The sequence below is a fragment of the Streptomyces sp. NPDC026301 genome, from assembly GCF_055567935.1.
In genome coordinates this window covers 63003-84246 of record NZ_JBVHPN010000013.1, presented here as the reverse complement: position 1 = coordinate 84246, position 21244 = coordinate 63003, and the positions used below count along the sequence as shown (strand labels likewise).

The 21244-nt window shown below is 73.0% G+C and carries 19 protein-coding genes and 1 pseudogene; 9 read left to right on the top strand and 11 right to left on the bottom strand.

Annotated elements, in window-relative coordinates; translation table 11 throughout:
- Positions 1-4 precede the first annotated feature (4 nt).
- Both ACZ4MH_RS23220 and pgfA read right to left on the bottom strand, forming a co-directional pair.
- Complete coding sequence (locus tag ACZ4MH_RS23220) at positions 5-1189, bottom strand: glycosyltransferase family 4 protein (RefSeq protein ID WP_351591800.1); 1185 nt, start codon at positions 1187-1189, stop codon at positions 5-7.
- Between the two features lie 106 nt (positions 1190-1295).
- Positions 1296-2345: a cell envelope lipid trafficking protein PgfA gene (gene pgfA / locus ACZ4MH_RS23215; protein WP_351591803.1), complete on the bottom strand. Its 1050-nt coding sequence runs from the start codon at positions 2343-2345 to the stop codon at positions 1296-1298.
- A 269-nt stretch (positions 2346-2614) separates the two neighbouring features.
- Between pgfA and ACZ4MH_RS23210 the strand changes: the two genes are divergently transcribed.
- A complete protein-coding gene (locus tag ACZ4MH_RS23210; RefSeq protein WP_169746102.1) occupies positions 2615-2761 on the top strand; it encodes a hypothetical protein in 147 nt (48 codons plus the stop codon).
- Between the two features lie 78 nt (positions 2762-2839).
- On the opposite strand, the gene ACZ4MH_RS23205 is transcribed toward ACZ4MH_RS23210, so the two are convergent.
- Both ACZ4MH_RS23205 and ACZ4MH_RS23200 read right to left on the bottom strand, forming a co-directional pair.
- Entirely contained in the window at positions 2840-3463 is a 624-nt protein-coding gene (locus ACZ4MH_RS23205; protein WP_351591805.1) for a mycothiol-dependent nitroreductase Rv2466c family protein, read from the bottom strand.
- Positions 3464-3467: 4 nt separating this feature from the next.
- Positions 3468-3965 (bottom strand): MarR family winged helix-turn-helix transcriptional regulator, encoded by a 498-nt coding sequence (locus ACZ4MH_RS23200; protein WP_351591808.1) that lies wholly within the window; start codon positions 3963-3965, stop codon positions 3468-3470.
- Between the two features lie 96 nt (positions 3966-4061).
- Here ACZ4MH_RS23200 and ACZ4MH_RS23195 point away from each other — a divergent pair, with 96 nt between their 5' ends.
- The 6 genes and pseudogenes from ACZ4MH_RS23195 to ACZ4MH_RS23170 all read left to right on the top strand — a co-directional run bounded on the left by ACZ4MH_RS23195 (position 4062) and on the right by ACZ4MH_RS23170 (position 11840).
- Positions 4062-5081 (top strand): NADP-dependent oxidoreductase, encoded by a 1020-nt coding sequence (locus tag ACZ4MH_RS23195; RefSeq protein ID WP_351591811.1) that lies wholly within the window; start codon positions 4062-4064, stop codon positions 5079-5081.
- A gap of 160 nt (positions 5082-5241) precedes the next feature.
- Positions 5242-5670 (top strand): organic hydroperoxide resistance protein, encoded by a 429-nt coding sequence (locus tag ACZ4MH_RS23190; protein ID WP_103834187.1) that lies wholly within the window; start codon positions 5242-5244, stop codon positions 5668-5670.
- 506 nt (positions 5671-6176) lie between these two features.
- Entirely contained in the window at positions 6177-7250 is a 1074-nt protein-coding gene (locus ACZ4MH_RS23185) for a LacI family DNA-binding transcriptional regulator (RefSeq protein WP_351591815.1), read from the top strand.
- Positions 7247-8860 (top strand): sugar ABC transporter ATP-binding protein, encoded by a 1614-nt coding sequence (locus ACZ4MH_RS23180; RefSeq protein ID WP_351591818.1) that lies wholly within the window; start codon positions 7247-7249, stop codon positions 8858-8860. Before ACZ4MH_RS23185 ends, ACZ4MH_RS23180 begins: the two co-directional genes overlap by 4 nt.
- Positions 8850-10819 (top strand): annotated as a pseudogene (locus ACZ4MH_RS23175) (ABC transporter permease/substrate-binding protein). Before ACZ4MH_RS23180 ends, ACZ4MH_RS23175 begins: the two are co-directional and overlap by 11 nt.
- Before the next feature lie 97 nt (positions 10820-10916).
- Complete coding sequence (locus tag ACZ4MH_RS23170) at positions 10917-11840, top strand: ribokinase (RefSeq protein ID WP_351591821.1); 924 nt, start codon at positions 10917-10919, stop codon at positions 11838-11840.
- 28 nt (positions 11841-11868) lie between these two features.
- On the opposite strand, the gene ACZ4MH_RS23165 is transcribed toward ACZ4MH_RS23170, so the two are convergent.
- From ACZ4MH_RS23165 to ACZ4MH_RS23150, 4 genes are all read right to left on the bottom strand, one after another.
- Complete coding sequence (locus ACZ4MH_RS23165) at positions 11869-13230, bottom strand: nitrilase-related carbon-nitrogen hydrolase (RefSeq protein WP_351591824.1); 1362 nt, start codon at positions 13228-13230, stop codon at positions 11869-11871.
- Between the two features lie 7 nt (positions 13231-13237).
- Positions 13238-14548 carry a pyroglutamyl peptidase gene (locus ACZ4MH_RS23160; protein ID WP_351591827.1) on the bottom strand — a complete coding sequence of 437 codons (1311 nt, stop codon included), beginning with the start codon at positions 14546-14548 and terminating at the stop codon, positions 13238-13240.
- A gap of 61 nt (positions 14549-14609) precedes the next feature.
- Positions 14610-15656: an aldose epimerase family protein gene (locus tag ACZ4MH_RS23155; protein ID WP_351591830.1), complete on the bottom strand. Its 1047-nt coding sequence runs from the start codon at positions 15654-15656 to the stop codon at positions 14610-14612.
- A gap of 56 nt (positions 15657-15712) precedes the next feature.
- A complete protein-coding gene (locus tag ACZ4MH_RS23150; protein ID WP_351591833.1) occupies positions 15713-16636 on the bottom strand; it encodes an SGNH/GDSL hydrolase family protein in 924 nt (307 codons plus the stop codon).
- Positions 16637-16962: 326 nt separating this feature from the next.
- On the opposite strand from ACZ4MH_RS23150, the gene ACZ4MH_RS23145 reads away from it, so the two are divergent.
- On the top strand, positions 16963-17457 hold the full coding sequence (locus ACZ4MH_RS23145; protein ID WP_031055108.1) for a DUF3145 domain-containing protein: 495 nt from the start codon (positions 16963-16965) through the stop codon (positions 17455-17457).
- 51 nt (positions 17458-17508) lie between these two features.
- Complete coding sequence (locus ACZ4MH_RS23140) at positions 17509-18384, top strand: NAD(P)-dependent oxidoreductase (RefSeq protein WP_351591837.1); 876 nt, start codon at positions 17509-17511, stop codon at positions 18382-18384.
- An 88-nt stretch (positions 18385-18472) separates the two neighbouring features.
- On the opposite strand, the gene ACZ4MH_RS23135 is transcribed toward ACZ4MH_RS23140, so the two are convergent.
- From ACZ4MH_RS23135 to ACZ4MH_RS23125, 3 genes are all read right to left on the bottom strand, one after another.
- A complete protein-coding gene (locus tag ACZ4MH_RS23135; RefSeq protein WP_351591839.1) occupies positions 18473-19756 on the bottom strand; it encodes a beta-ketoacyl-[acyl-carrier-protein] synthase family protein in 1284 nt (427 codons plus the stop codon).
- A 76-nt stretch (positions 19757-19832) separates the two neighbouring features.
- Complete coding sequence (locus tag ACZ4MH_RS23130) at positions 19833-20081, bottom strand: acyl carrier protein (protein ID WP_351591842.1); 249 nt, start codon at positions 20079-20081, stop codon at positions 19833-19835.
- Positions 20082-20184: 103 nt separating this feature from the next.
- The gene (locus tag ACZ4MH_RS23125) at positions 20185-21231 is read right to left on the bottom strand and encodes a ketoacyl-ACP synthase III (RefSeq protein WP_351591845.1); all 1047 of its coding nucleotides are present in this window, start codon (positions 21229-21231) and stop codon (positions 20185-20187) included.
- Positions 21232-21244 lie beyond the last annotated feature (13 nt).

The window sequence follows — 21244 nt, the reverse complement described above, 5'->3', positions numbered from 1 at the left end:
CGCTTCACCGCCCCCGTGCCGTGTACGCGGCCTCCGCGGCCACCGCGCGGAAGCTGCTGACCGTGGCGCTCCACCGGAAGCGCGCGGCGCGCAACTCGGCCGCACTGCCCAGCGCGTGGCGGCGCTCCGGGCTGAAGGCGAGCGCGCACCAGTGGGCGGCGAACGCGCTCTCCCCCCGTGCGAGCAGCCCCGTCACCCCATCCTGTACGGAGTCGCGCAGGCCCGGTATGTCGAAGCCGAGGGCCGGGGTGCGCCGGGCCGCGGCCTCCATGACCACCAGGCCCCACCCCTCGATCAGCGAGGGGTGCAGCAACAGCCAGGAGCGGCAGAGCAGCTCGTGCTTCTCGCGCTCGGTGACGCGGCCCGTGAAGCGGACGCCGGGGCCCGCCAGGGCCTCCAGGCGGCGCCGTTCGGGCCCGTCCCCGACGATGACCAGGCGGCCCCCGGTGACCGGCCGTACCCGCTCCCACAGCCGCAGGAGCAGGCCGATCCGCTTGTACTCGACGAGTCTGCCCATGGCCAGGAACAGCGGTTCGGGGGACTTCGGGAGCAGCGGACCCGGCTGCTCGACGCCGTTGTGGACCAGCCGGACGCGGTCCCGCGGCACGCCCAGGCCGTGCAGCGCCTCGGCGGTCGACCCGGAGACCGCGACCATGAGGTTGCCGCGGTGGGTGCCGGCCAGCGCCCACCGCTCCAGGCGGCGGCCCAGGAAGGCGGCGGGGGCCGGACAGCGCAGCCCCCACAGGTCGGTGTGCACGTGGTTGACCAGGCACAGGGTGGGGCCACTGTGCCACAGGGGCGCCAGGTACGGCATGCCGTTGCAGACCTCCACCAGCAGGTCGCAGCCGCCGATGTGGCGGGTGAACCGGCCGCGGGCGCGCAGGAAGTGGCTCGCGTCGCCGCCCGCCGAGACGACCCGGTAGCCGCGGTGTGCGGCCGGTCCGCCGCACAGCAGGGTGACCTGGTGGCCCAGTGCGGTGAGCCCGTCGGCGAGGCGGTCGACGAGCAGTTCGGAGCCGCCCGCAGCCGGGTTGCCGAGGTCCCGGCGGGCGAGGAAGACGATGCGGCGCGGAGCGGCCTGTGGCGCCGTACGGGGCGGTCTGCGGGCGTGCGGGCGCAGCGGCTCGTGCCAGGGGCGTACGGGCTCCGGGGCAGGGGCCTGCGGCAGCGGTGGCACGTGCTGGGGCATCTGCGCTCCCACTCGTCTCAGGGTGCGGTACCAAGGGTGGGGGACGTACTGCGTACTGAGCCGTGCGGAACGAGCCGACCGGAAAGCGCCGGTGGCCCGAGGGTGGTCAGTGTGCGCCGCGTCCTCCGTCGTGGCCAGTCACCGGAGCGAGGAACTCCGGCCCCGCGCCCTCTGGTTCGTCCGCACGAGGGGCGTCCGCACGACGGGCGTCCTCGGGACGCGGCCGCCGCCCGATGGCGACCAGTACCGCGCCCGCCAGGGCCAGTACGCCGCCCGCCCGGGCCGCCCACAGCGGAACCGTCTCACCGGCCAGCTCCCGCTTCGTGGCGTCCGCGTCCGCCAGGGCCGCCTGGGCGCGGCGGGTGGCGGGCGTGAAGCGCAGCCGGTGGCCGTCCAGCAGCGTGACCACGTCCCGCTGCCCGCCGGGCGGCCGCAGCGTCCTGCGCGGCGAGGACACCGCGTCGATGATCCGGCCGGTCAGCGGGTCGACGACCAGCTGGATCCCGGCGTTGGCGTACCACTCCTCGGCCTGGATCTGCGGCTGCCGCGGCCGGTCGACGAACTTCCCCGGCACCTGGCGGGTGCCGGTCCTGGCCGCCGGCACCGATCCGGTGAAGACGTAGCCCCGGTACCCCGCCACCCACCGCGTACCGGCGTACCGGAGCGGGACCGCGTCCCGGAGTGTGTCGTCCCACCACCGGTAGGTGCGCCGCTGCACATCGAAGGGGAACTTCAGGTACGCCTCGCCCTCGTAGCGCGCCGGGGACTCGGCACAGCAGTGCACCGGCTCGTTCGTCCGCCGGTCGGTGACCCAGCGCCCGGTGGTCCAAAGAAGCGCCTTACGGGGGTCCTTCAGGCGCAGCGTCCGCGGCGTATCGATGGTCGTGGACACGTCCCAGACGGCCCGCCCGGTGCGCTCGCTGTCCGCCACGTCACCGAGCACGTGCCGGGTGATCGTGAGCCGGCCCTTTCTGGTCTCCAGGGCCTCGGTCTCAAAGTAGCGCCCGGGCCCGGTGAGCACCGTGGTGACGTCGACGTCCACGGGAGTCCGCTTCGCCCGCGGCTCGACGTACCAGGTCAGCATCGCCGCCAGTACCAGCAGGAACACGCCGCTGCCGAGCAGGGCCAGGGACAGGGGTGAGGCAGTCTTCCGCATACGGGCACTCCTGGAGGCAGACGCGGGGCACTCCCTGAGAGCCCGTGCCGGGCTCCGAGCGGCACACCGTAGCGGCGCGCCCGCCGGGCCGGGCGCCGGTGCCCGGAGGTGGGCCGAACGGGCACGGAAGCGGGCCGAAACCGTACCGGCGGTCGTACCCGGCCCTGGGCCTGGCGCAGTAGGCGCGCCTTGACTCCCCGTCAGTGCCCGCCGAGACTCTGGGCGCCGCACACGGCGGTGAGGTACGACGACGAAGGGCCCGCCGCGCCATGCCACGACTGCTCGCCGCCGCCCTGACCTGCCTGGCCGCCGCCGCGCTGGCCGTCGGCGCGGGCCTCGGCGCCGTCGCCGTGCTGCACGCCACCCCGGAGCAGCCGAACGTTCCGCTGGTCACCTTCGAACGGACCGGCGGGTAGGCGGGCGGTTCCCGTAGGGCGGCGCGGCGCCCTACGGGGCGGCGGCCGTGCCTCTGGGGCGGCTGCCGCACCTTCGGGTCAGCTGAAGTCCAGGTCTCCGGTGCGTGTCCGCTTCAGCTCGAAGAACTTGTCGTAACCGGCGAGCAGGCGGGCGCCGTCGAAGACCCGTACCGCCTCCTCGCCGCGCGGGATCGCGGACAGTACGGGACCGAAGAAGGCCACGCCGTCGATGTGGATCGTGGGCGTGCCGACCTCGTAGCCGACCGGGTCCATGCCCTCGTGGTGGCTCGCGCGCAGCGCCTTGTCGTACGCGGTGCTGTGGGCCGCCTCGGCCAGCTCGGCGGGGAGCCCCACCTCGGCCAGCGCCTCCGCGATCACGGCGTCCGTCTCCTCGCCACGCCCCTCGTTGTGGATGCGCGTGCCGAGCGCGGTGTACAGGTCGCGCAGCACCTCCCCGCCGCGCTGCTGGGCCGCGGCGATGCAGACGCGCACCGGGCCCCAGCCCCGTTCGAGCAGCTCTTTGTACTGTTCGGGGAGGTCCTCGCGGCCTTCGTTCAGGACGGCCAGGCTCATCACCCGGAAGCGCAGGTCCAGGTCGCGGTGGCGCTCCACTTCCAGGATCCAGCGGGAGGAGATCCAGGCGAAGGGGCAGAGCGGGTCGAAGTAGAAATCGACGGTGGCGCGGCCGTTTTCGGTACTCATGGCCTCACCGTAGAGGCGCGGCGCCCTCTCCGGGACCGGTCTCGGCAGCGCCGGCCGTGTCGTCCGCCTCGTCGTCCGCGTCCATCCCCAGCATCCGCCGCAGCAGCTCCTTGAGCACCGTCCGCTCGGCGAACGTCAGGCCGCCCAGGGGCTCGCGCGCGAAGCCGAGCGCGGCCCGCAGCTCCTCCGCCGTGCTCCGGCCCTCCTCGGTCGGCGCGGCGAGCTTCACGCGGCGGTCGGCCGGGTCGGGGCGGCGCTCGACCAGGCCGCGGGACTCCAGTCGGTCCACGATCCCCGTGACGTTCGACGGCTCGCACTTCAGGCGCTGCGCGATGCGGCGCATGGGCAGCGGCTCGCGCGCGAGGATGCCCAGCACCCGGGCCTGGGCACCCGTGAGTGCGTGGTCGGCCGCCGCGTGCTCGTACTCCTCGTGGTAACGGGCGACGACGGTGCCGATCAGTTCCACGACCTCGAGGGTCAACGGGTCGGTGCGAGGCGTCATACAGATGAGGATACCCGGTTGCTTGACAACATGAAATATCGAGGAGCATGGTTGTTTCAGTACATGAAGCATCTGCCGCATCAGGAGGCTCCGGGCATGTCCGCACTCCCCACGACCGGCCGCGAATGGCACCTCGTCGCCCGCCCGCAGGGCTGGCCGACCCCGGCCGACTTCGCCTTGCGCGAGGCCCCGGTCACCGAGCCCGGCGAGGGCCAGATCCTGGTCCGTAACATCCACTTCTCCGTCGACCCGTACATGCGCGGCCGGATGAGCACGGCGAAGTCGTACGCCGAGCCGTTCGAGCTGGACAAGCCCATGCAGGGCGGCGCGGTCGGCGAGGTCATCGCCTCCAACGCCGAGGGGTTCGAGGTGGGCGACCACGCCCTGCACTTCCTCGGCTGGCGCGAGTACGCCACGGTCAACGCGAAGACCGCGGTGAAGATCGACTCCGACACCGCCCCGCTGAGCACCTACCTCGGCGTGCTCGGCATGCCGGGCCTGACCGCCTACGCCGGCCTGCTGCGGGTCGCCGACTTCAAGGAGGGCGACTCGGTCTTCGTCTCCGGCGCGGCGGGCGCGGTCGGCGGCCAGGTCGGCCAGATCGCCAAGCTCAAGGGCGCGTCCCGGGTGATCGGCTCGGCCGGTTCGGACGAGAAGGTCAAGGTCCTCCTGGAGGAGTACGGCTTCGACGCGGCGTTCAACTACAAGAACGGCCCGGTGAAGGACCAGCTCAAGGAGGCCGCGCCCGACGGCATCGACGTCTACTTCGACAATGTCGGCGGGGACCACCTGGAGGCGGCCATCGCGGCGCTGAACCTCCACGGCCGCATCGCCGTCTGCGGCATGATCTCCCAGTACAACGCGACCGAGCCGACCCCGGCCCCGCGCAATCTGGCCCAGATCATCGCCAAGCGCTTCCGCATGGAGGGCCTGCTCGTCGGCGACCACTACGACCTCCAGCCGAAGTTCGTCGAGGAGGTCTCCGCCTGGGTGCGGTCCGGCGAGCTGAAGTACCGCGAGACGTTCGTGGAGGGCATCGAGAACGGCGTCGAGGCGTTCCTCGGCATGCTCCGCGGCGAGAACACCGGCAAGATGGTCGTCAGCCTGCCCGCCTGACGCGTCACGGCGGCTGCGGGAGATCGCCCTCGCCCTACCGGCAGCTGCGCAATCCGTCAAGCCCCCTTGCCCGCAGGCCCCTTGCGGTCGCCCGTTAGGCTCGGGGCAAGCCGTCGCGATCGTGGGCGCGAGTCGCGGCGTACGTACAGGAGGAATCCGTATGTCCATCCAGCCCGTCGACGTCGTCTACACCGCTGTCGCCACGGCGGAGAACGGCCGTGACGGCCGTGTCGCCTCCGACGACGGCAAGCTCGACGTCGTCGTCAACCCGCCCAAGGAGCAGGGCGGCAGCGGCGCCGGCACCAACCCCGAGCAGCTCTTCGCCGCCGGGTACAGCGCCTGCTTCCAGGGCGCGCTGAGCGTCGTCGCCCGCCAGGAGAAGGCGGACGTCTCCGGCTCGCGGGTGACCGCCAAGGTCGGCATCGGCAAGACCCCGGCCGGCGGCTTCGGCCTCAAGGTCGAGATCTCGGCCTCGATCCCGAACGTCGACGCGGACACCGCGAAGGCGCTCGTGGAGAAGGCGCACCAGGTCTGCCCGTACTCGAACGCCACCCGCGGCAACATCGAGGTCACGCTGACCGTCGCCTGACCCGTGACGCGCGGCGCACGCCGCAAGAAGGGCCGCACCCCTGCCGGGGGTGCGGCCCTTCGCCGTCCGCGGCGGCCGGGCCGACTCGCCCTCATGCCCACGTCGGGTGGCGCTTCCCGTCCCCCCGATACCGGCCCCGCTTCCGCCCGCACCGTGCGCCGGGCCCGTTGCCCCCGGCGGCCCCGCTCCCCGCCCGCACCTTTCGCCGCGCCCCCCCCGCGCCCCCTCGCGCCCCCCCGCGCCCGCGCGCCCTGCCGCGCCCGCGCTTCAGCCGCGCCCGCCGCACCCGGAGTCCTCCGCCGCGGCAGCCCCCGCGCCCGCCCATACCGCCCACACCCCCCACACCCCCCACACCGCCCACACCCCTCACCCCCCGTGACACAGGCCACACTTACGAAACCTTGACGCCGCACCCGTGTAATCGATTACGTAGCCCCCACGACAGCGCGAGTAATCGATTACACGCGGATCACCGGTCGACGACGAACGGGGAGGGCGAGGGCGCCTTGGCGAACATCAAGGACGTGGCGGAGCGGGCAGGCGTTTCCGTGGCCACCGTCTCGCGCGTGCTCAACGGGCACTCGCCGGTGGCGGCCACCCGCGACCGGGTGCTCGCCGCCGTCGCCGAACTCGGCTACCGGCCCAACAACGTCGCCCGCGCCCTGCGCACCGCCCGCACCGGCGCGCTCGGCCTGCTCATCGGCGACCTCACCAACCCGTTCTTCACCGAACTCGCCGACGCCGTGGAGGACGAGGCCCGCAGCCTCGGCTACAGCCTGGTCATCGGCAACGCCGGCGAGAGCCCGCAGCAGCAGGACGACCACATCCGTACGCTCATCGACCGGCGGATCGACGGCCTGCTGGTCAGCTCGGCCGGCACCGGTTCGCCCGTACTGCGCGAGATCGCCGCGGCCGGCACCCCGCTGGTCCTGCTCGACCGCGCCGTGGACGGGCTCGACGTGCCCTGCGTACGGGCCGACGGCCGCGCGGCGCTGGCCGACCTCGCCGCCCACTTCGCCGCGCTGGGCCGCCGCCGCCCCGCGATCATCGTCGCCCCGGCCGGCACCCGCACCGGCGCGGACCGGCTGCGCTTCTTCCGGGAGGCGCTGCGCCCGTACGGCATCGAGCTGCCCGACGAGCGGGTCGGCTCCACGCCCGACCTCCAGCACACCGGCGGCCGCCGGGTCATGCGCGACTTCCTCGACCTCCCCGAGCCGCCGGACGCCGTGCTCGCCACGGACAACCTGATGGCGCTCGGCGCGATGGACGAGATCCGGGCGCGCGGCCTGCGCGTACCGGACGACGTGGCGCTGGTGGTCTACGACGACGTGCCGTGGTTCACCCACACCGACCCGCCGCTGACCGCCATCGCGCAGCCCACCCGCGAGCTGGGCCGGGCCGCCGTGCACACCCTGCTGGAGCGGATCGAGGGCAGGCCGGCCGAGTCCGTCCTGCTCCCCGCCCGCCTCGTACCGCGCCGCTCCTGCGGCGAACCCGACCCGGCGGCGAACCCCCCGACCACCGGCGACACGTACACCGACACGTACACCGACACCCACAACGAGAGGGGCAGCGCATGACCGGCGTCAACGACGACGTACCGGGCGGCCGCGAACTGCTGCGCGTGGAGGGGGTGACGAAGTCGTTCCCCGGTGTGCGCGCCCTGGACGGCGTGGACATGAGTCTGCGCGCGGGCGAGGTGCATGTACTCCTCGGCGAGAACGGCGCGGGCAAGAGCACCCTGATCAAGATGCTCTCCGGCGCGCACCGCCCCGACGACGGCCGCATCCTGGCCGACGGCGGACAGGACGGCGCGCACGACGGCCTGCACGAGGTGCACATCCGCTCCGCGCAGGACGCCGAACGGCTCGGCATCGCCACCATCTACCAGGAGTTCAACCTCGTCCCCGGCCTCACCGTCGCCGAGAACATCTTCCTCGGCCGCCAGCCGCGCACCGCGCTCGGCCTGGTCGACCGGAAGACCATGCGGGCCCGCGCCGCCGAGCTGCTGAAGCGGGTACGGCTGGACGTCTCCCCGAACACGCCCGTCGCCGAACTGGGCATCGCCCGGCTGCAGATGGTCGAGATCGCCAAGGCGCTCAGCCTCAAGGCGCGCATCCTGATCATGGACGAGCCGACCGCCGTCCTCACCTCCGAGGAGGTGGAGACGCTCTTCGGCCTCGTCCGCGAGCTGCGCGAATCCGGTGTCGGGATCATCTTCATCACCCACCACCTGGAGGAGATCGGCGCGCTCGGCGACCGGGTCACCGTGCTGCGCGACGGCCGGTCCGTCGACGAGGTGCCCGCATCCACCGACGAGGACGAGCTGATCCGCCTCATGGTCGGCCGGGACATCGCCGAGCAGTACCCGCGGCAGCGCCCCGAGGAGCCGGGCGCGCCCCTGCTGCGGGTGCGCGGGCTGACCCGTAACGGCCCGAAGGGCGGGCCGGTGTTCCAGGACGTCGGCTTCGAGGTGCGGGCCGGGGAGGTCGTCGGCCTCGCCGGGCTGGTGGGCGCGGGCCGTACCGAGGTCGCCCGGGCGATCTTCGGCGTGGACGCGTACGACGCCGGCACGGTCGAGATCGACGGTACGGAGCTGGCGCGCGGCGACGTCCGCGCGGCCATGCGGGCCGGGCTCGGTCTCGTACCCGAGGACCGCAAGGGCCAGGGCCTGGTCCTGGACGCGTCGCTGCAGGACAACCTGACCCTGGCGCGGCTGGACCGGGACACCCGCGGCGGTTTGGTGGACCGCGGTGCGCAGCGGCGCGAAGCGGCCCGGGTGGCGGGGCAGTTGAAGGTACGGATGAGCGGCCTCGGGCAGAGCGCCCGCACCCTCTCCGGCGGCAACCAGCAGAAGATCGTCATCGGCAAGTGGCTGCTGACCGACACCCGGCTGCTGATCCTCGACGAGCCGACGCGCGGCATCGACGTCGGCGCGAAGGTCGAGATCTACCAGCTGATCAACGAACTGACGGCGTCCGGACGGGCCGTCCTGATGATCTCCAGCGATCTGCCCGAGGTGCTCGGCATGAGCGACCGGGTGCTGGTGATGTCCCAGGGCCGGCTGGCCGGCGAACTGCCGGCGGCCGAGGCCACCCAGGACGCGGTGATGGAGCTGGCGCTCCAGGCCGCCCCCCACAACACGACGAACAATGACGAGAGCGCGATGGAGGGCTCCGATGTCCGCTGAGGTGAAGACGGGAGCCGCCGCCGAGGCGGTGGGTGAGGCACCGGACCGGGACGGTTTCGGGCCGTGGTTCTCCCGCGCGGTGCTGCGGAACGGGCCGCTGGGCGGCCTGATCGCGCTGGTCGTGGTGATGGCGGTGCTGTCCAGGGACTTCCTGAACGGACAGAATCTGCTCAACGTCGGCGTGCAGGCGTCGGTCACCGCGATCCTGGCCTTCGGCGTCACCTTCGTGATCGTCTCGGCCGGCATCGACCTGTCCGTCGGCTCGGTCGCGGGCCTGTCGGCGACGGTCGTCGCCTGGGCGGCCTCGAACGAGGGCCTGCCGGTCGTCGTCGCCGTACTGCTCGGCCTGGTGGTCGGCGCCGCCGCGGGCCTGGTCTCCGGCGCGCTCGTCGCGTACGGCAGGCTGCCCGCCTTCATCGCCACCCTCGCGATGCTCTCCGTCGGCCGCGGCCTCGCGCTGGTGATCTCCGGCGGCTCGCCGATCGCGTTCCCCGCCTCGATCGGCAAGCTCGGCGACACGCTGGGCGGCTGGCTGCCGGTGCCCGTCCTCGTCATGATCGTGATGGGGCTGATCGCGGCGCTGATACTGGCCCGTACGTACACCGGGCGCGCGATGTTCGCCATCGGCGGCAACGAGGAGGCGGCGCGGCTCTCCGGCATCCACGTCAAGCGCCGCAAGCTGGTCATCTACGCGCTGTCCGGGCTGTTCGCCGCGGTCGCCGGCATCGTGCTGGCGGCGCGGCTCACCTCCGCCCAGCCGCAGGCCGCCACCGGTTACGAACTGGACGCCATCGCGGCCGTCGTCATCGGCGGCGCCAGCCTCTCCGGCGGCTCCGGCAAGGCGTCCGGCACGCTCATCGGCGCGCTGATCCTCGCGGTGCTGCGCAACGGCCTGAACCTGCTGAGCGTCTCCGCGTTCTGGCAGCAGGTCGCCACCGGCCTGGTCATCGCCCTCGCGGTCCTGCTGGACACGCTGCGGCGGCGGAGCGCGCGATGAGGGGCCGTACGAGGACGGGGCGCGTGATGAGGGGGCGTGCGATGAAGGGGCGCATAGGAGCACTCGGGGTGGTGGGGACCGTACTGGCAGCCCTCGCCCTCAGCGGCTGCGACCGCGGCGGGAACACCGACCTCGGCCTCGCCCTGTCCACCATGAACAACCCGTTCTTCGTGGGCATCAAGGAAGGCGCGCAGGCCGAGGCGGACGCCCGCGGGCTGAAGATCAACATCACCGACGCGCAGAACGACCCCACCCAGCAGATCAACCAGCTGGAGACGTTCACCAGCCAGAACGTCAAGGCCGCGATCATCAACCCGGTCGACTCCGACGCCGCCGTACCGGCCGTCGGCGTCGCCAACCGTGCCGACGTCCCCGTCATTTCTCTGGACCGCGGCGTCAACGGCGGCACGGTCGGCTCGACCATCGCCTCCGACAACGTCGCGGGCGGCCGGCTCGCCGCGAAGACGCTCGCCGAGTCGCTCGGCGGCAAGGGCAAGGTGGCGTTCCTCGAAGGCCAGGCGGGCACCTCGGCGGCGCGCGAGCGCGGCCAGGGCTTCGAGGAAGGCATCAAGAAGTACCCCGGCATCCAGGTCGTCGCGCGGCAGCCCGCCGACTTCGACCGGACCAAGGGCATGGACGTGATGTCCAATATGCTCCAGGCACACCGCGACATCGCCGGCGTCTTCGCCGCCAACGACGAGATGGCGCTCGGCGCGTCCAAGGCGCTCGGCGCCAAGTCCGGCTCGAAGGTGCGGGTCGTGGCCTTCGACGGCACGCCGGACGGCATCAAGGCGGTACGGAATGGGACGCTGACGGCGACCGTCGCGCAGCAGCCGAAGCTGCTCGGCAAGCAGGCCGTGGACTGGGCGCTCAAGGCGGCCCGGCACCAGCCGCTGCCGAAGCAGATCAAGGTGCCGGTGGTGCTCGTGACCAAGAAGAACGCCGCGCAGTACGACGGATGACCGCCGCACGGTACGGCGGATGACCACCGTGCGGCAGCAGGACACCGGGCAGCGGCAGACCGCTGCCCGGCAGTGACAAAGGATGGAAACGGCGGACGTGGACGCACACAACGACGACTACGACTACGACGTACTGGTGGTGGGCTCGGCCAACGCCGACCTGACGGTCCGGGTGGACCGGCGGCCGGACGCGGGCGAGACCGTGCTCGGTACGGACCTGGTCGAGTCGGCGGGCGGCAAGGGCGCCAACCAGGCAGCCGCCGCCGCCCGGCTCGGCGGCCGGGTCGCGCTGCTGGCGCGGATCGGCGGGGACGCGTACGGCGAGCTGCTGATGAACGCCCAGCGCGCGGCCGGCACCGATGTACGGCACGTCATCGCCGACCCGGAAGCCCGCACCGGCACCGCGATGATCATCGTCGGCACGGACGGCGACAACAGCATCGTCGTCTCGCCCGGCGCCAACGCGGCGCTCACCCCGAAGGACGTCGCCGCGGCGCGCGAGGTCATCGCGGGCGCCGCCGTGGTCTCCCTCCAGCTGGAGATCCCGATGGAGTCCGTGGAGGCGGCCGCCGCGGCGGCGCGCGAGGCCGGCACCCGGGTCGTGCTCAACCCCTCCCCGGCACCCGAGAGCCTGTCCCCGGCGCTGCTCGCCGCCGCCGATCCGCTGGTGGTCAACGAGCACGAGGCACGCCGGCTCTCCGGCGCCGCGGACGGCGGCCCGGCGGACTGGGCCCGCGCGCTGCGCGACCTGGGCGCGCGGACGGTCGTCGTCACCCTCGGCGGCGACGGCGCGTACGTCCTGGACGCGGACGGCGACGCGTCCGTACCGGGCGTGAAGGTGACGGCCGTGGACACCACGGGCGCGGGCGACGCCTTCACCGGCGCCCTCGCCACCCGCCTCGCCCGCGGCGAGACCCTGGCCACGGCCGCGCACTACGCCGTACGCGTCGGCGCCGCCGCCGTCACCAAGCCCGGCGCCCAGCCCTCCTACCCGACACCGGAGGAACTCCCGGCGGGCTGAGCCGGCTGGAACGAATGCCACAGCCGTGTCATGCGCTCAGCTCCTTCGGGCCGTACAGGCAGTGGTCCGCACCGGTCATCAGTGCCCAGTACCGGTCGCCGTACGACCAGTGCCACCACTCCGTGGGGTAGTTGACCAGGCCCGCGCCGCCGAGTGCCGCTGCCAGCAGGCGGCGGTTGGCGCGGGCCTCGGTGCCGAGCCCCGGCGCGTGTGTGTAGCAGGCGCCGCCGCTCTCCTCGGGGCTCGCGTTGATCGGCGAGCCCATGTCGAGCTCCGTGCCGCCGTCCGTGACGAGCAGCAGGTCCACCGCGCCGCCCGCGCTGTGCGGGGCGATCTCCGGCGGCGAGACGTACCGGCCGGCGGCGTCCCGGATGCGCGCGGGCGGCCACTCCGGATGTGCGGCCCGCAGCTCGTCGGCGTACTCCTCGAAGTACCGGCGCTGCAGGGCAGGCGGGCGGTATCCCTCCACCAGCTGCAGCCGCAGGCCGTCGGGCAGCGAATCCTGGGCGCGCAGCAGCCGCTCCACCACGCCCGCGCGCAGATACGCGAAGGCGCCCGGCGCATCCTGCCGTATCCCGGAGATCCGCAGCTCCGGCGCCGCCGTCCGCACGTCGAGCAGCGGCTCCCCGCACTCCACGACCGGTACGGCCGCCACCGCCGGGTCGGACATCAGCGTGATCCGCTCCCGGAGGTCGGCGAGCACGAGCCCCTCCTCGGGACCGGCGTCCGCGAGCCGGCCGGCCTCCGGCGACCACGCGCCGCTCAGCCCGCAGGCCGGGCCCGGGCTCCCGGGGCCCAGACCGTTGGCCAGCAGTACGTGCAGACGGTGCTCCCGCGCGGCCGCCGCATACTCCCCGACCCGCTCCGCCGTGCCGTGGAACGCGCTCGCCACCAGCACCCCGCAGCCGTCCGCCGCGGCCCGGTCCCACACCTCCGGATGCGCGGTGTCGTAGCACGTGGCCAGGGCGATGCGCAGGCCGCCGAGGGTGCACCGGCCGTCGGCGCGGCCCGGTGCGAAGACCGCCTTCTCCGGGCCGTACAGATGCCGCTTGTCGTAACGGGTCAGCAGCGCGCCGTCCGGGCCGTAGACGTACGACGTGAGCGTCAGGGTGCCGTCCGGCGCGGGGGCCGGGCAGCCGACTATCGCGGCCGTGGCCGTCGCCCGGCAGGCCGCCGCGATCGGCGCGAGGGCCGGGTCGTCCGGCGCGTACGCATACCGCTCCGGCGCGGCGGCTATCGCGTCCAGCTCGTACCCCGTCAGGGCCAGTTCGGCGAAGGCGACGAGCCCGGCGCCGCGGTTCGCGGCCTCGGTGATCAGCCCGGCCATCCGCGTCGCGTTGGCGGCCGCGTCCAGCGGAACGGGGGTGAACTGTGCTGCTGCGAGGATCATTTGGCCATCATGCACCCGGCCACTGACAACCGGCCTCGACCGCCGTCCGCAGCAGCTCCCGCAGCTGGCCGACGATGGTCAGTCGGTTGTGGACGAAGGCCGGGTCGGTGACCGTGCCGGTCTTCGGGTCGGTGTTGCCGGGGCCGAATTCCAGTACCGGCGTGTGCAGATGGCCGCCGGTCAGAGACGGGGCCACCGCGTCCCGTAGGAGCGTTGCCCGGTAGGCGATCTCGTTGGAGAGGTAGTCGCCGCCCCCGCCCGCGCGGGCCGTGGAGCCCGGGGTCGGGCCGTCCGGGCGCTCCACGGGCGCGCCGCCGCCCGCCGGGATCTCGGTGACGGCGGTGTTGTCGTGCACCGGGTACGGTCCGGTGTCGCCGCCCGCGAGCGCCTCGTACGGCAGCGTCGTGCGCGTCCACTGGGGCTGCGGCCGTACGGTCGGTACGCCGTGCGGGATCGGCACCGTCTCCGTGCGCGACTCCCGGGCGTTGTCCGGATAGCCGCCACGCCAGGCCCCGTTGGTCCGCTCCACGTCGAAGCGGCCGGGCCGCCCCTGGCTGACGGTCGTGAAGAGGTCGACCTGGCGCGGCCCCGGCCGGAAGTGCGGCAGCAGGGTGCGCTCCACGGTTCCCGCGGCGAAGTCCGACCAGCGGACCGGGAAGACCGCCGTCTCGATCCGTACGGCCCGCCCCGAAGCGGTACGCACCGTCGTCCCGTCCAGCGCGAGCGCCGACGCGCCCGACGGGTTGCTGCGGCGCGCGTCGGCGTCCAGCTGGAACGGGTCGAAGCCGGTCACCAGGACGCGCGTCACGTGCCGGCCCGCGGGCAGGTCGATCGAGTCCTCGCCCCGGGACGCGCGCTCCAGCGCCCCGGCCAGCGCCGCGCGCCGCCCGTCGGACAGCCCGAAGGACGGCTGCCACTCCCGCAGCGCCCGGGTCATCTCCAGCCGCGCCCAGTACAGCGGCCGGTCGTCGTCCCGGCTGAGATCGCCGCCCGCCGGGCCGTGCCCCTGGACCCGGTCCACGGCCCGCTCCCACAGGGCACGCGCGGCGTGTTCGACGTACCGCTTCGCCGCTCCCTCCGAGCGCGTCGCGGCCAGCCCCCGGGCGAACTCCGGCCCGACCTCGTCGAAGCCGCTGCGCCGCAGGATCTCCCGCGGCGCGGCCAGCGACAGCCGCTGCTCCTCCACGGCGACGGGGGACTGTTCGGTGTCTGCGGCCCGGTCGTGGGCGGCCGCCGGAGCGGTCAGCGCCAGAGGGAGCGCGGCGGTCAGCGCCGCCCCGAGAGCGATGAGCCTCAGCCTGGTACGTATGCGTCTCATGCGGCGAGTAAAGCGGGAGGGGCCCGTGTGCCGGTAGGGGGCGGCGGGCCCGGCCCGGCCGCTACTCCGCCCCGAACCCGTAAACCGTCCGCGACCGGAACACCTGCCCCGGGCGCAGCGCCGTGCCCGGGAAGTCCGGGCGGTTGGGGGAGTCGGGGAAGTGCTGGGTCTCCAGGGCGAGGCCGGCGCCCGCCTCGTAGGGACGGCCGGTGGTGCCCGTATACGTACCGTCGAGGTGCTCGGCCGTGTAGAGCTGGATGCCCGGCTCCGTGGTCGACAGCCGTACGACGCGCCCGGAGGCGGGCTCGCTCAGCTCGGCCACCGGACGCGGCTCTGGAGCCCGGTCCTCGGGGTCGCCGATCGTCCCGGAGCCGTCGCCGACCACGAAGGTGTGGTCGTACCCGCGGCCGACGGTGCGGCGCGCCCGGAAGTCGAAGCGGGTGCCGGCGACGGGGGCCGGGGCGCCGGCCGGGATCCCGGCCGCGTCGACCGGGAGGTAGTGGTCGGCCGCCATCCGCAGCCGGTGGGTCTCCGCGCCGCCGCTGCCGTCGCCGCTGAGGTCGAAGTACGTGTGGTTGGTGAGGTTGAGGACGGTCGGCGCGTCCGTGGTGGCGAGGTAGTCGACGGCCAGCTCGCCCGCTGCGGAGAGGGTGTACCGGACGCGGACGTCCAGCGCCCCGGGGAAGCCCTCCTCGCCGTCCCTACTGGTGCGGCGCAGCTCCACCCCTCCTGGGCACGGCGCGGCGTCCCACAGGGCCGTGGAGAAGTTCGCGACGCCGCCGTGCAGGCAGTTCGGGCCGTCGTTGGCGGGCAGCGCGTACCGCCGCCCTTCGAGGGTGAACGCGGCGCCCCCGATGCGGCCCGCGTACCGGCCGACCAGCGCCCCGAAGTACGACTCGCCGTGCGCCTCGTACCCGGCCGCGTCCGGGAAGCCGAGCGCGATCTCGCCGCGCGCACCGTGCCGGTCGGGTGTCTCGATGCTCTGCACGATGCCGCCGTACGTCAGGATCCGTACCCGGACTGCGCCTGCTTCGAGTGTCCAGCGGTGGACGATACTGCCGTTTTTCAAGGTGCCGAAGGGCTCTTCGGCGACGTGGGTCGCGCTCATGGCGGCGAGCCTATGCCCGCGCGTCCATGCCCGCGCGCCCCGAAGGCGGCGCCCGGTCAGCCGCGGCCCTCGGGGCGGGTGACGGTGCGGTAGGCCATCCCGGCCAGTTCCCGCTGGCCGCGCTTGCTCGGGTGGAACCAGTCCCACTCGCTCAACTCCCTGCCGGTGAAGCGGTAGTCGAAAACCGCCTGGTCGAACCGGCAGTGGCGGTCCTGCTCGCACACCTCGCGCAGCGCCGTGTTGTAGGCCACCACCTGGTCCCGCACACCTTCCCTGCGGTCACTCGCGGCGCGTGAGACGTCGTCGGCGTCGTGCAGCATCGACTGGCAGATCCCGAGCTGCCACACCTGCTTGCCCACCGGGTTCCGGCGGCCCTGCGACCACAGCCGCATCAGGTCGGGCACCGCGGCGACGTAGACCTGCGTACGGGGCAGCGCCTGGCGCAGCCTCTTCAGGGACGTCCGGAAACCGGCGCGGAAATCAGCCGTCGGTGTCATGGCGGAGGCGTTGTTCCGGCAGGCGTCGTTGGCGCCGATCAGGATCGTGACAAGTTGGGGTTTGTGCGGAATCGCGCGGTCGATCTGGCGCGGCAGATCGTCCATGAGGGCACCCGTGCGGGCGTAGTTCCAGGCGTGTCCCGAGGGGTGCGCCAGCAGGCGTTCGGCCAGGCTGCGGACGGCCGGATCGGTGCCCGTGGCCCAGGAGGCGGCGGCGCAGTCGGCCAGCAGTCCGCAGGCGTCGAAGCCGGCCGTTATCGAGTCACCCAGCGCGGCCACCGAATCCGGACGGGTGTCCCAAACCGGTGGGGGCGCCGAGTGCGGACGGGCGGATTCCGTGCGGCCGCGCGAGGCCGGGGAGTTGTCGCCACCGTCGCCGGAACCGCAGGCCGGCACGGCGAGGAGCAGGGCGGCGGCGAGCGCCGCGCGCAAAGTGAACGGCCGCCGGCGGAGGCGGCCGGAGGTCCAGTTGATCTTTGCCATCCCCTGTCCCCCTCCGACGTGCGAGTGATATCTCTTCCGTGAGCGACGGTACGTCACTCCTCGGCGGTCACAGCGCGATAGCTTTGCCCCGTGGCCGTCGGGCGGCGACCTGGAGGAGTAGCGCACTCCCGTACGAACAAATTACAACACGTCATTTCCTGTCCCTTTTGTGGCGAATTGAGCCCCATGGTGTTTACTGAAGGTAACCTCGCGTGCTGGTGCCGAAGTGATCATTGGGGCAGAATGTCAGCAGCTGTCCCGGCCGCGACCGGAACGGGCACGAGGCCGCTGGGGAAGGCGAACCTCGAACCGTACTGGAGGTCCCGGTGACGACACGTGGAGTTCTGTACGTCCACTCCGCTCCGCGCGCGCTGTGCCCGCACGTCGAATGGGCCGTCGCGGGCGTCCTCGGCGTGCGCGTCAATCTCGACTGGATCCGGCAGCCCGCCTCGCCCGGCACCTGGCGCGCGGAGTTCTCCTGGCAGGGCGAGTCCGGCACCGCCTCCAAACTCGCCTCCGCGCTGCGCGGCTGGCACCTCCTGCGCTTCGAGGTGACCGCCGAGCCCTGCGCGGCCGCCGAGGGCGAGCGCTACAGCTCCACGCCCGACCTGGGCATCTTCCACGCCGTCACGGGCATCCACGGCGACATCCTGATCCCCGAGGACCGGCTGCGGGCCGCTGTGGCCCGCTCTGCGCGCGGCGAGACCGACCTGGCGGCCGAGGTCGCCCGGCTCCTCGGGAAGCCCTGGGACGACGAGTTGGAGCCCTTCCGGTACGCGGGCGAGGGCGCCCCGGTCCGCTGGCTGCACCAAGTCGTCTGAGGCGCGTGGCGTGGTTGTCGTCGAGCCCGCTCGAACGCCTAGCGTTCCCCCATGGCTGACAACATCTCAGTAGCAGTGCTGGGCACCGGGATCATGGGTGCCGCGATGGCCCGCAACCTCGCCGGGGCAGGCCTGGACGTCCGGGTGTGGAACCGCACCCGCGCCAAGGCCGAACCGCTCGCCGAGGACGGCGCACGCGTCACGGACACCCCGGCCGAGGCCGTGGACGGCGCCGACGTCGTCCTGACGATGCTGCACGACGGCCCGGCCGCCCTGGAGACGGTGCGCGCCGCCGGCACCGCGCTGCGCCCCGGTACGGTCTGGGCGCAGTCCACCACCGCAGGCCTCGAAGCGCTCGGCGAGCTCGCCGGCTTCGCCCGGGAGCACGGCCTGGTCTTCGTCGACGCGCCCGTGCTGGGCACCAAGGAGCCCGCCGAGGCCGGGAAGCTCGTGGTCCTCGCGGCCGGGCCGGGCGCCGCACGCGAACTGCTCGCGCCCGTCTTCGAAGCGATCGGCAGCCGGACGGCCTGGATCGGCGAGAACGGCGACGAGGGCGCCGCCACCCGCCTCAAGCTCGTCATCAACAGCTGGGTGCTCACGGTCACCCACGGCGCCGCCGAGGCGCTGGCCCTGGCCAAGGGGCTCGGTGTCGCCCCGCAGGAGTTCCTGGACGCCGTCGAGGGCGGCCCGCTGGACATGGGGTACCTGCGCGCCAAGACCCACGCCCTGCTGGAGGGCGACCTCACCCCCAGCTTCCAGACCCGCACCGCCGAGAAGGACGCCCGGCTCATCGTCGAGGCGGGCAAGAGCGCGGGGGTACGCCTGGACGTCACGGCGGCGGGCGCGGAACGCTTCCGCCGCGCGACGGCGGCCGGACACGGCGACGAGGACATGGCCGCTTCGTACTTCGCGAGCTTCGAGGACTGACGCCTGCGAGTTCTGACGCCTTCGCATACGTGACGAGGCCCGCCCCGGAAACACCCGGGGCGGGCCTCGTCACGTACGACGGCAGGGGCTAGCTCGTGCTGCGGAACGCCAGCACCACGTTGTGCCCGCCGAAGCCGAACGAGTTGTTGATCGCCGCGATCGTGCCCTCCGGCAGCTGCCGGGGCTCGTCGCGGACGATGTCCGCGTCCACCTCGTCGTCGAGGTTCTCGACGTTGATGGTCGGCGGGGCCTGGCGGTGGTACAGCGCGAGGACCGTCGCGACGGTCTCGACGCCGCCCGCGCCGCCCAGCAGGTGGCCGGTCATCGACTTGGTACCGGAGATCGCGATGTGGTCCACATCGTCGCCCAGCACCCGGCGCAGCGCCTTGATCTCGGCGACGTCACCCTGCGGGGTGGACGTGGCGTGCGCGTTGAGGTGCACCAGCTCGGCCGGCTTGAGGTCGGTGGCGTCCAGCAGGTTCTGCACGGCCGCCGCGATGCCCCGGCCGGTCGGCTCGGGCTGCGCGATGTGGTGGCTGTCCGCGGACAGGCCCTGGCCCAGCACCTCGCAGTACACCTTGGCGCCGCGCTTGGCCGCGTGCTCCGCCGACTCCAGGATCACCACGCCCGCGCCCTCACCGAGGACGAAGCCGTCCCGGGCGGTGTCGTACGGGCGGGACGCCTTCTCCGGCTCGTCGTTGCTCTTCGACATCGCCATCATGTTCGCGAAGGCGACGATGGGCAGCGGGTGGATCGCCGCCTCGGTGCCGCCCGCGACGACCACATCGGCACGGCCGGTGCGGATCATCTCGACGGCGTACCCGATGGCCTCGGCGCCGGAGGCGCAGGCGCTCACGGGGGTGTGCACGCCCGCCTGCGCGCCGACCTCCAGGCCGACGTTGGCGGACGGGCCGTTGGGCATGAGCATGGGCACGGTGTGCGGGGAGACGCGGCGTACGCCCTTCTCCTTCAGCACGTCGTACTGGTCGAGCAGGGTGGTCACGCCGCCGATGCCGGAGGCGATCACGGTGCCCAGGCGGTCCGGGTCGATCAGGGCCGAGCCGTCCTCGGCGGTGTCCTCGCCGGCCGGGCCGGTGTAACCGGCGTCGGCCCACGCCTCACGAGCGGCGATCAGCGCGAACTGCGCCGAGCGGTCGAGCTTGCGGGCGACGGGGCGCGGCAGGACCTGGTCCGGCTCGACGGCCGCGGTGGCGGCCATCCGTACGGGCAGGTCGGCGAAGCGCTCGCCTTCCAGAGGCCGCACGCCGGAGCGGCCCGCCAGCAGACCTTCCCAGGTCGAAGCGGAGTCGCCACCCAGCGGTGTGGTTGCGCCGATACCGGTGACGACCACGGTGCGATTGGTCGCGTTCACGGGAATTCTTGTCTCCACAGGTAGAGGGGTCGAGAATCGACGGCGCCACCGCGGGGTGGCGACATGCGGGCCTGGATCAGGCCTGGTGCTCGAGGATGTACTTGGTGGCGTCGCCGACCGTCTTGAGGTTCTTGACGTCGTCGTCGGGGATCTTCACGTCGAAGCGCTCTTCGGCGGCGACGACGACCTCGACCATGGACAGCGAGTCGACGTCCAGGTCATCGGTGAAGGACTTGTCCAGCTGGACGTCCTCGGTGGGGATCCCGGCGATCTCGTTCACGATCTCGGCGAGACCGGCGACGATCTCTTCCTGAGTGGCGGCCATGATGGCGCTCCTTCGGTGTTTTTCGAGTGAAACTGTGCTTTGCGGTGAAGTTCCAGTACAGCCGCCGGATCGTACGGGGACGTCGGCGCTGCGTAGATCTTGCCTAGGGGAGAGTAACGACCGTGGCGGCGTACACGAGACCCGCCCCGAACCCGATGACGAGCGCGGTGTCGCCGCTCTTGGCCTGACCGGTCGCCAGCAGCCGCTCCATCGCGAGCGGAATCGAGGCGGCCGAGGTGTTTCCGGTGGTCTCCACGTCACGGGCGACCGTGACGGACTCGGGGAGCTTGAGCGTCTTCACCATCGAGTCGATGATCCGCATGTTGGCCTGGTGCGGGATGAAGACGTCCAGGTCCTCCGGGGCGACGCCGGCCACGTCCAGCGCCTCCTGGGCGACCTTGGCCATCTCGAAGACCGCCCAGCGGAAGACCGCCTGGCCCTCCTGGGTGATCGCCGGGTAGCGGATCTCGTCCAGGGCCAGCTGGTCGCCGGGGCCGTTGCCGCCGGGCACCGGGGTGCGGCGGTACGCGTCCCAGCCCACCGTCTGCTTGATGGTCTCGGACTTGTCGCCCTCCGAGCCCCAGACCGTCGGGCCGATGGCCGGCTCCTGCGCGGGGCCCACGACCACGGCACCGGCGCCGTCACCGAAGAGGAAGGCCGTCGCGCGGTCCTCCAGGTCGGTCAGGTCCGAGAGCCGCTCCACGCCGATGACCAGCACGTACTCGGCCGAGCCGTCGGTGATCATGCCCTTGGCCAGGGTCAGGCCGTAACCGAAGCCCGCGCAGCCCGCGGAGATGTCGAACGCGGCCGGCTTGCCCGCCCCTATCCGGTGCGCGATCTCCGTCGCGACCGCGGGGGTCTGCTTGAAGTGCGAGACCGTCGAGACGATCACGCCGCCGATCTGCTCCGGCGTGAGCCCGGCGTCGGCGATCGCCTTGCCCGCGGCCTCCACCGACATCGCCGCGACGGTCTCTTCCGGACCGGCCCAGTGGCGCGTGGAGATGCCCGAGCGCGACCGGATCCATTCGTCGGACGAGTCGATGTACTTGAGGATCTCCTCGTTCGGCACGACGTTGACGGGGCGGTAGCCGCCCACGCCCATGATCCGCGCGTACGGGGCGCCCTGCGCGGGCTTGATCTTCGAGGTCATGCTCTTCGGTCTC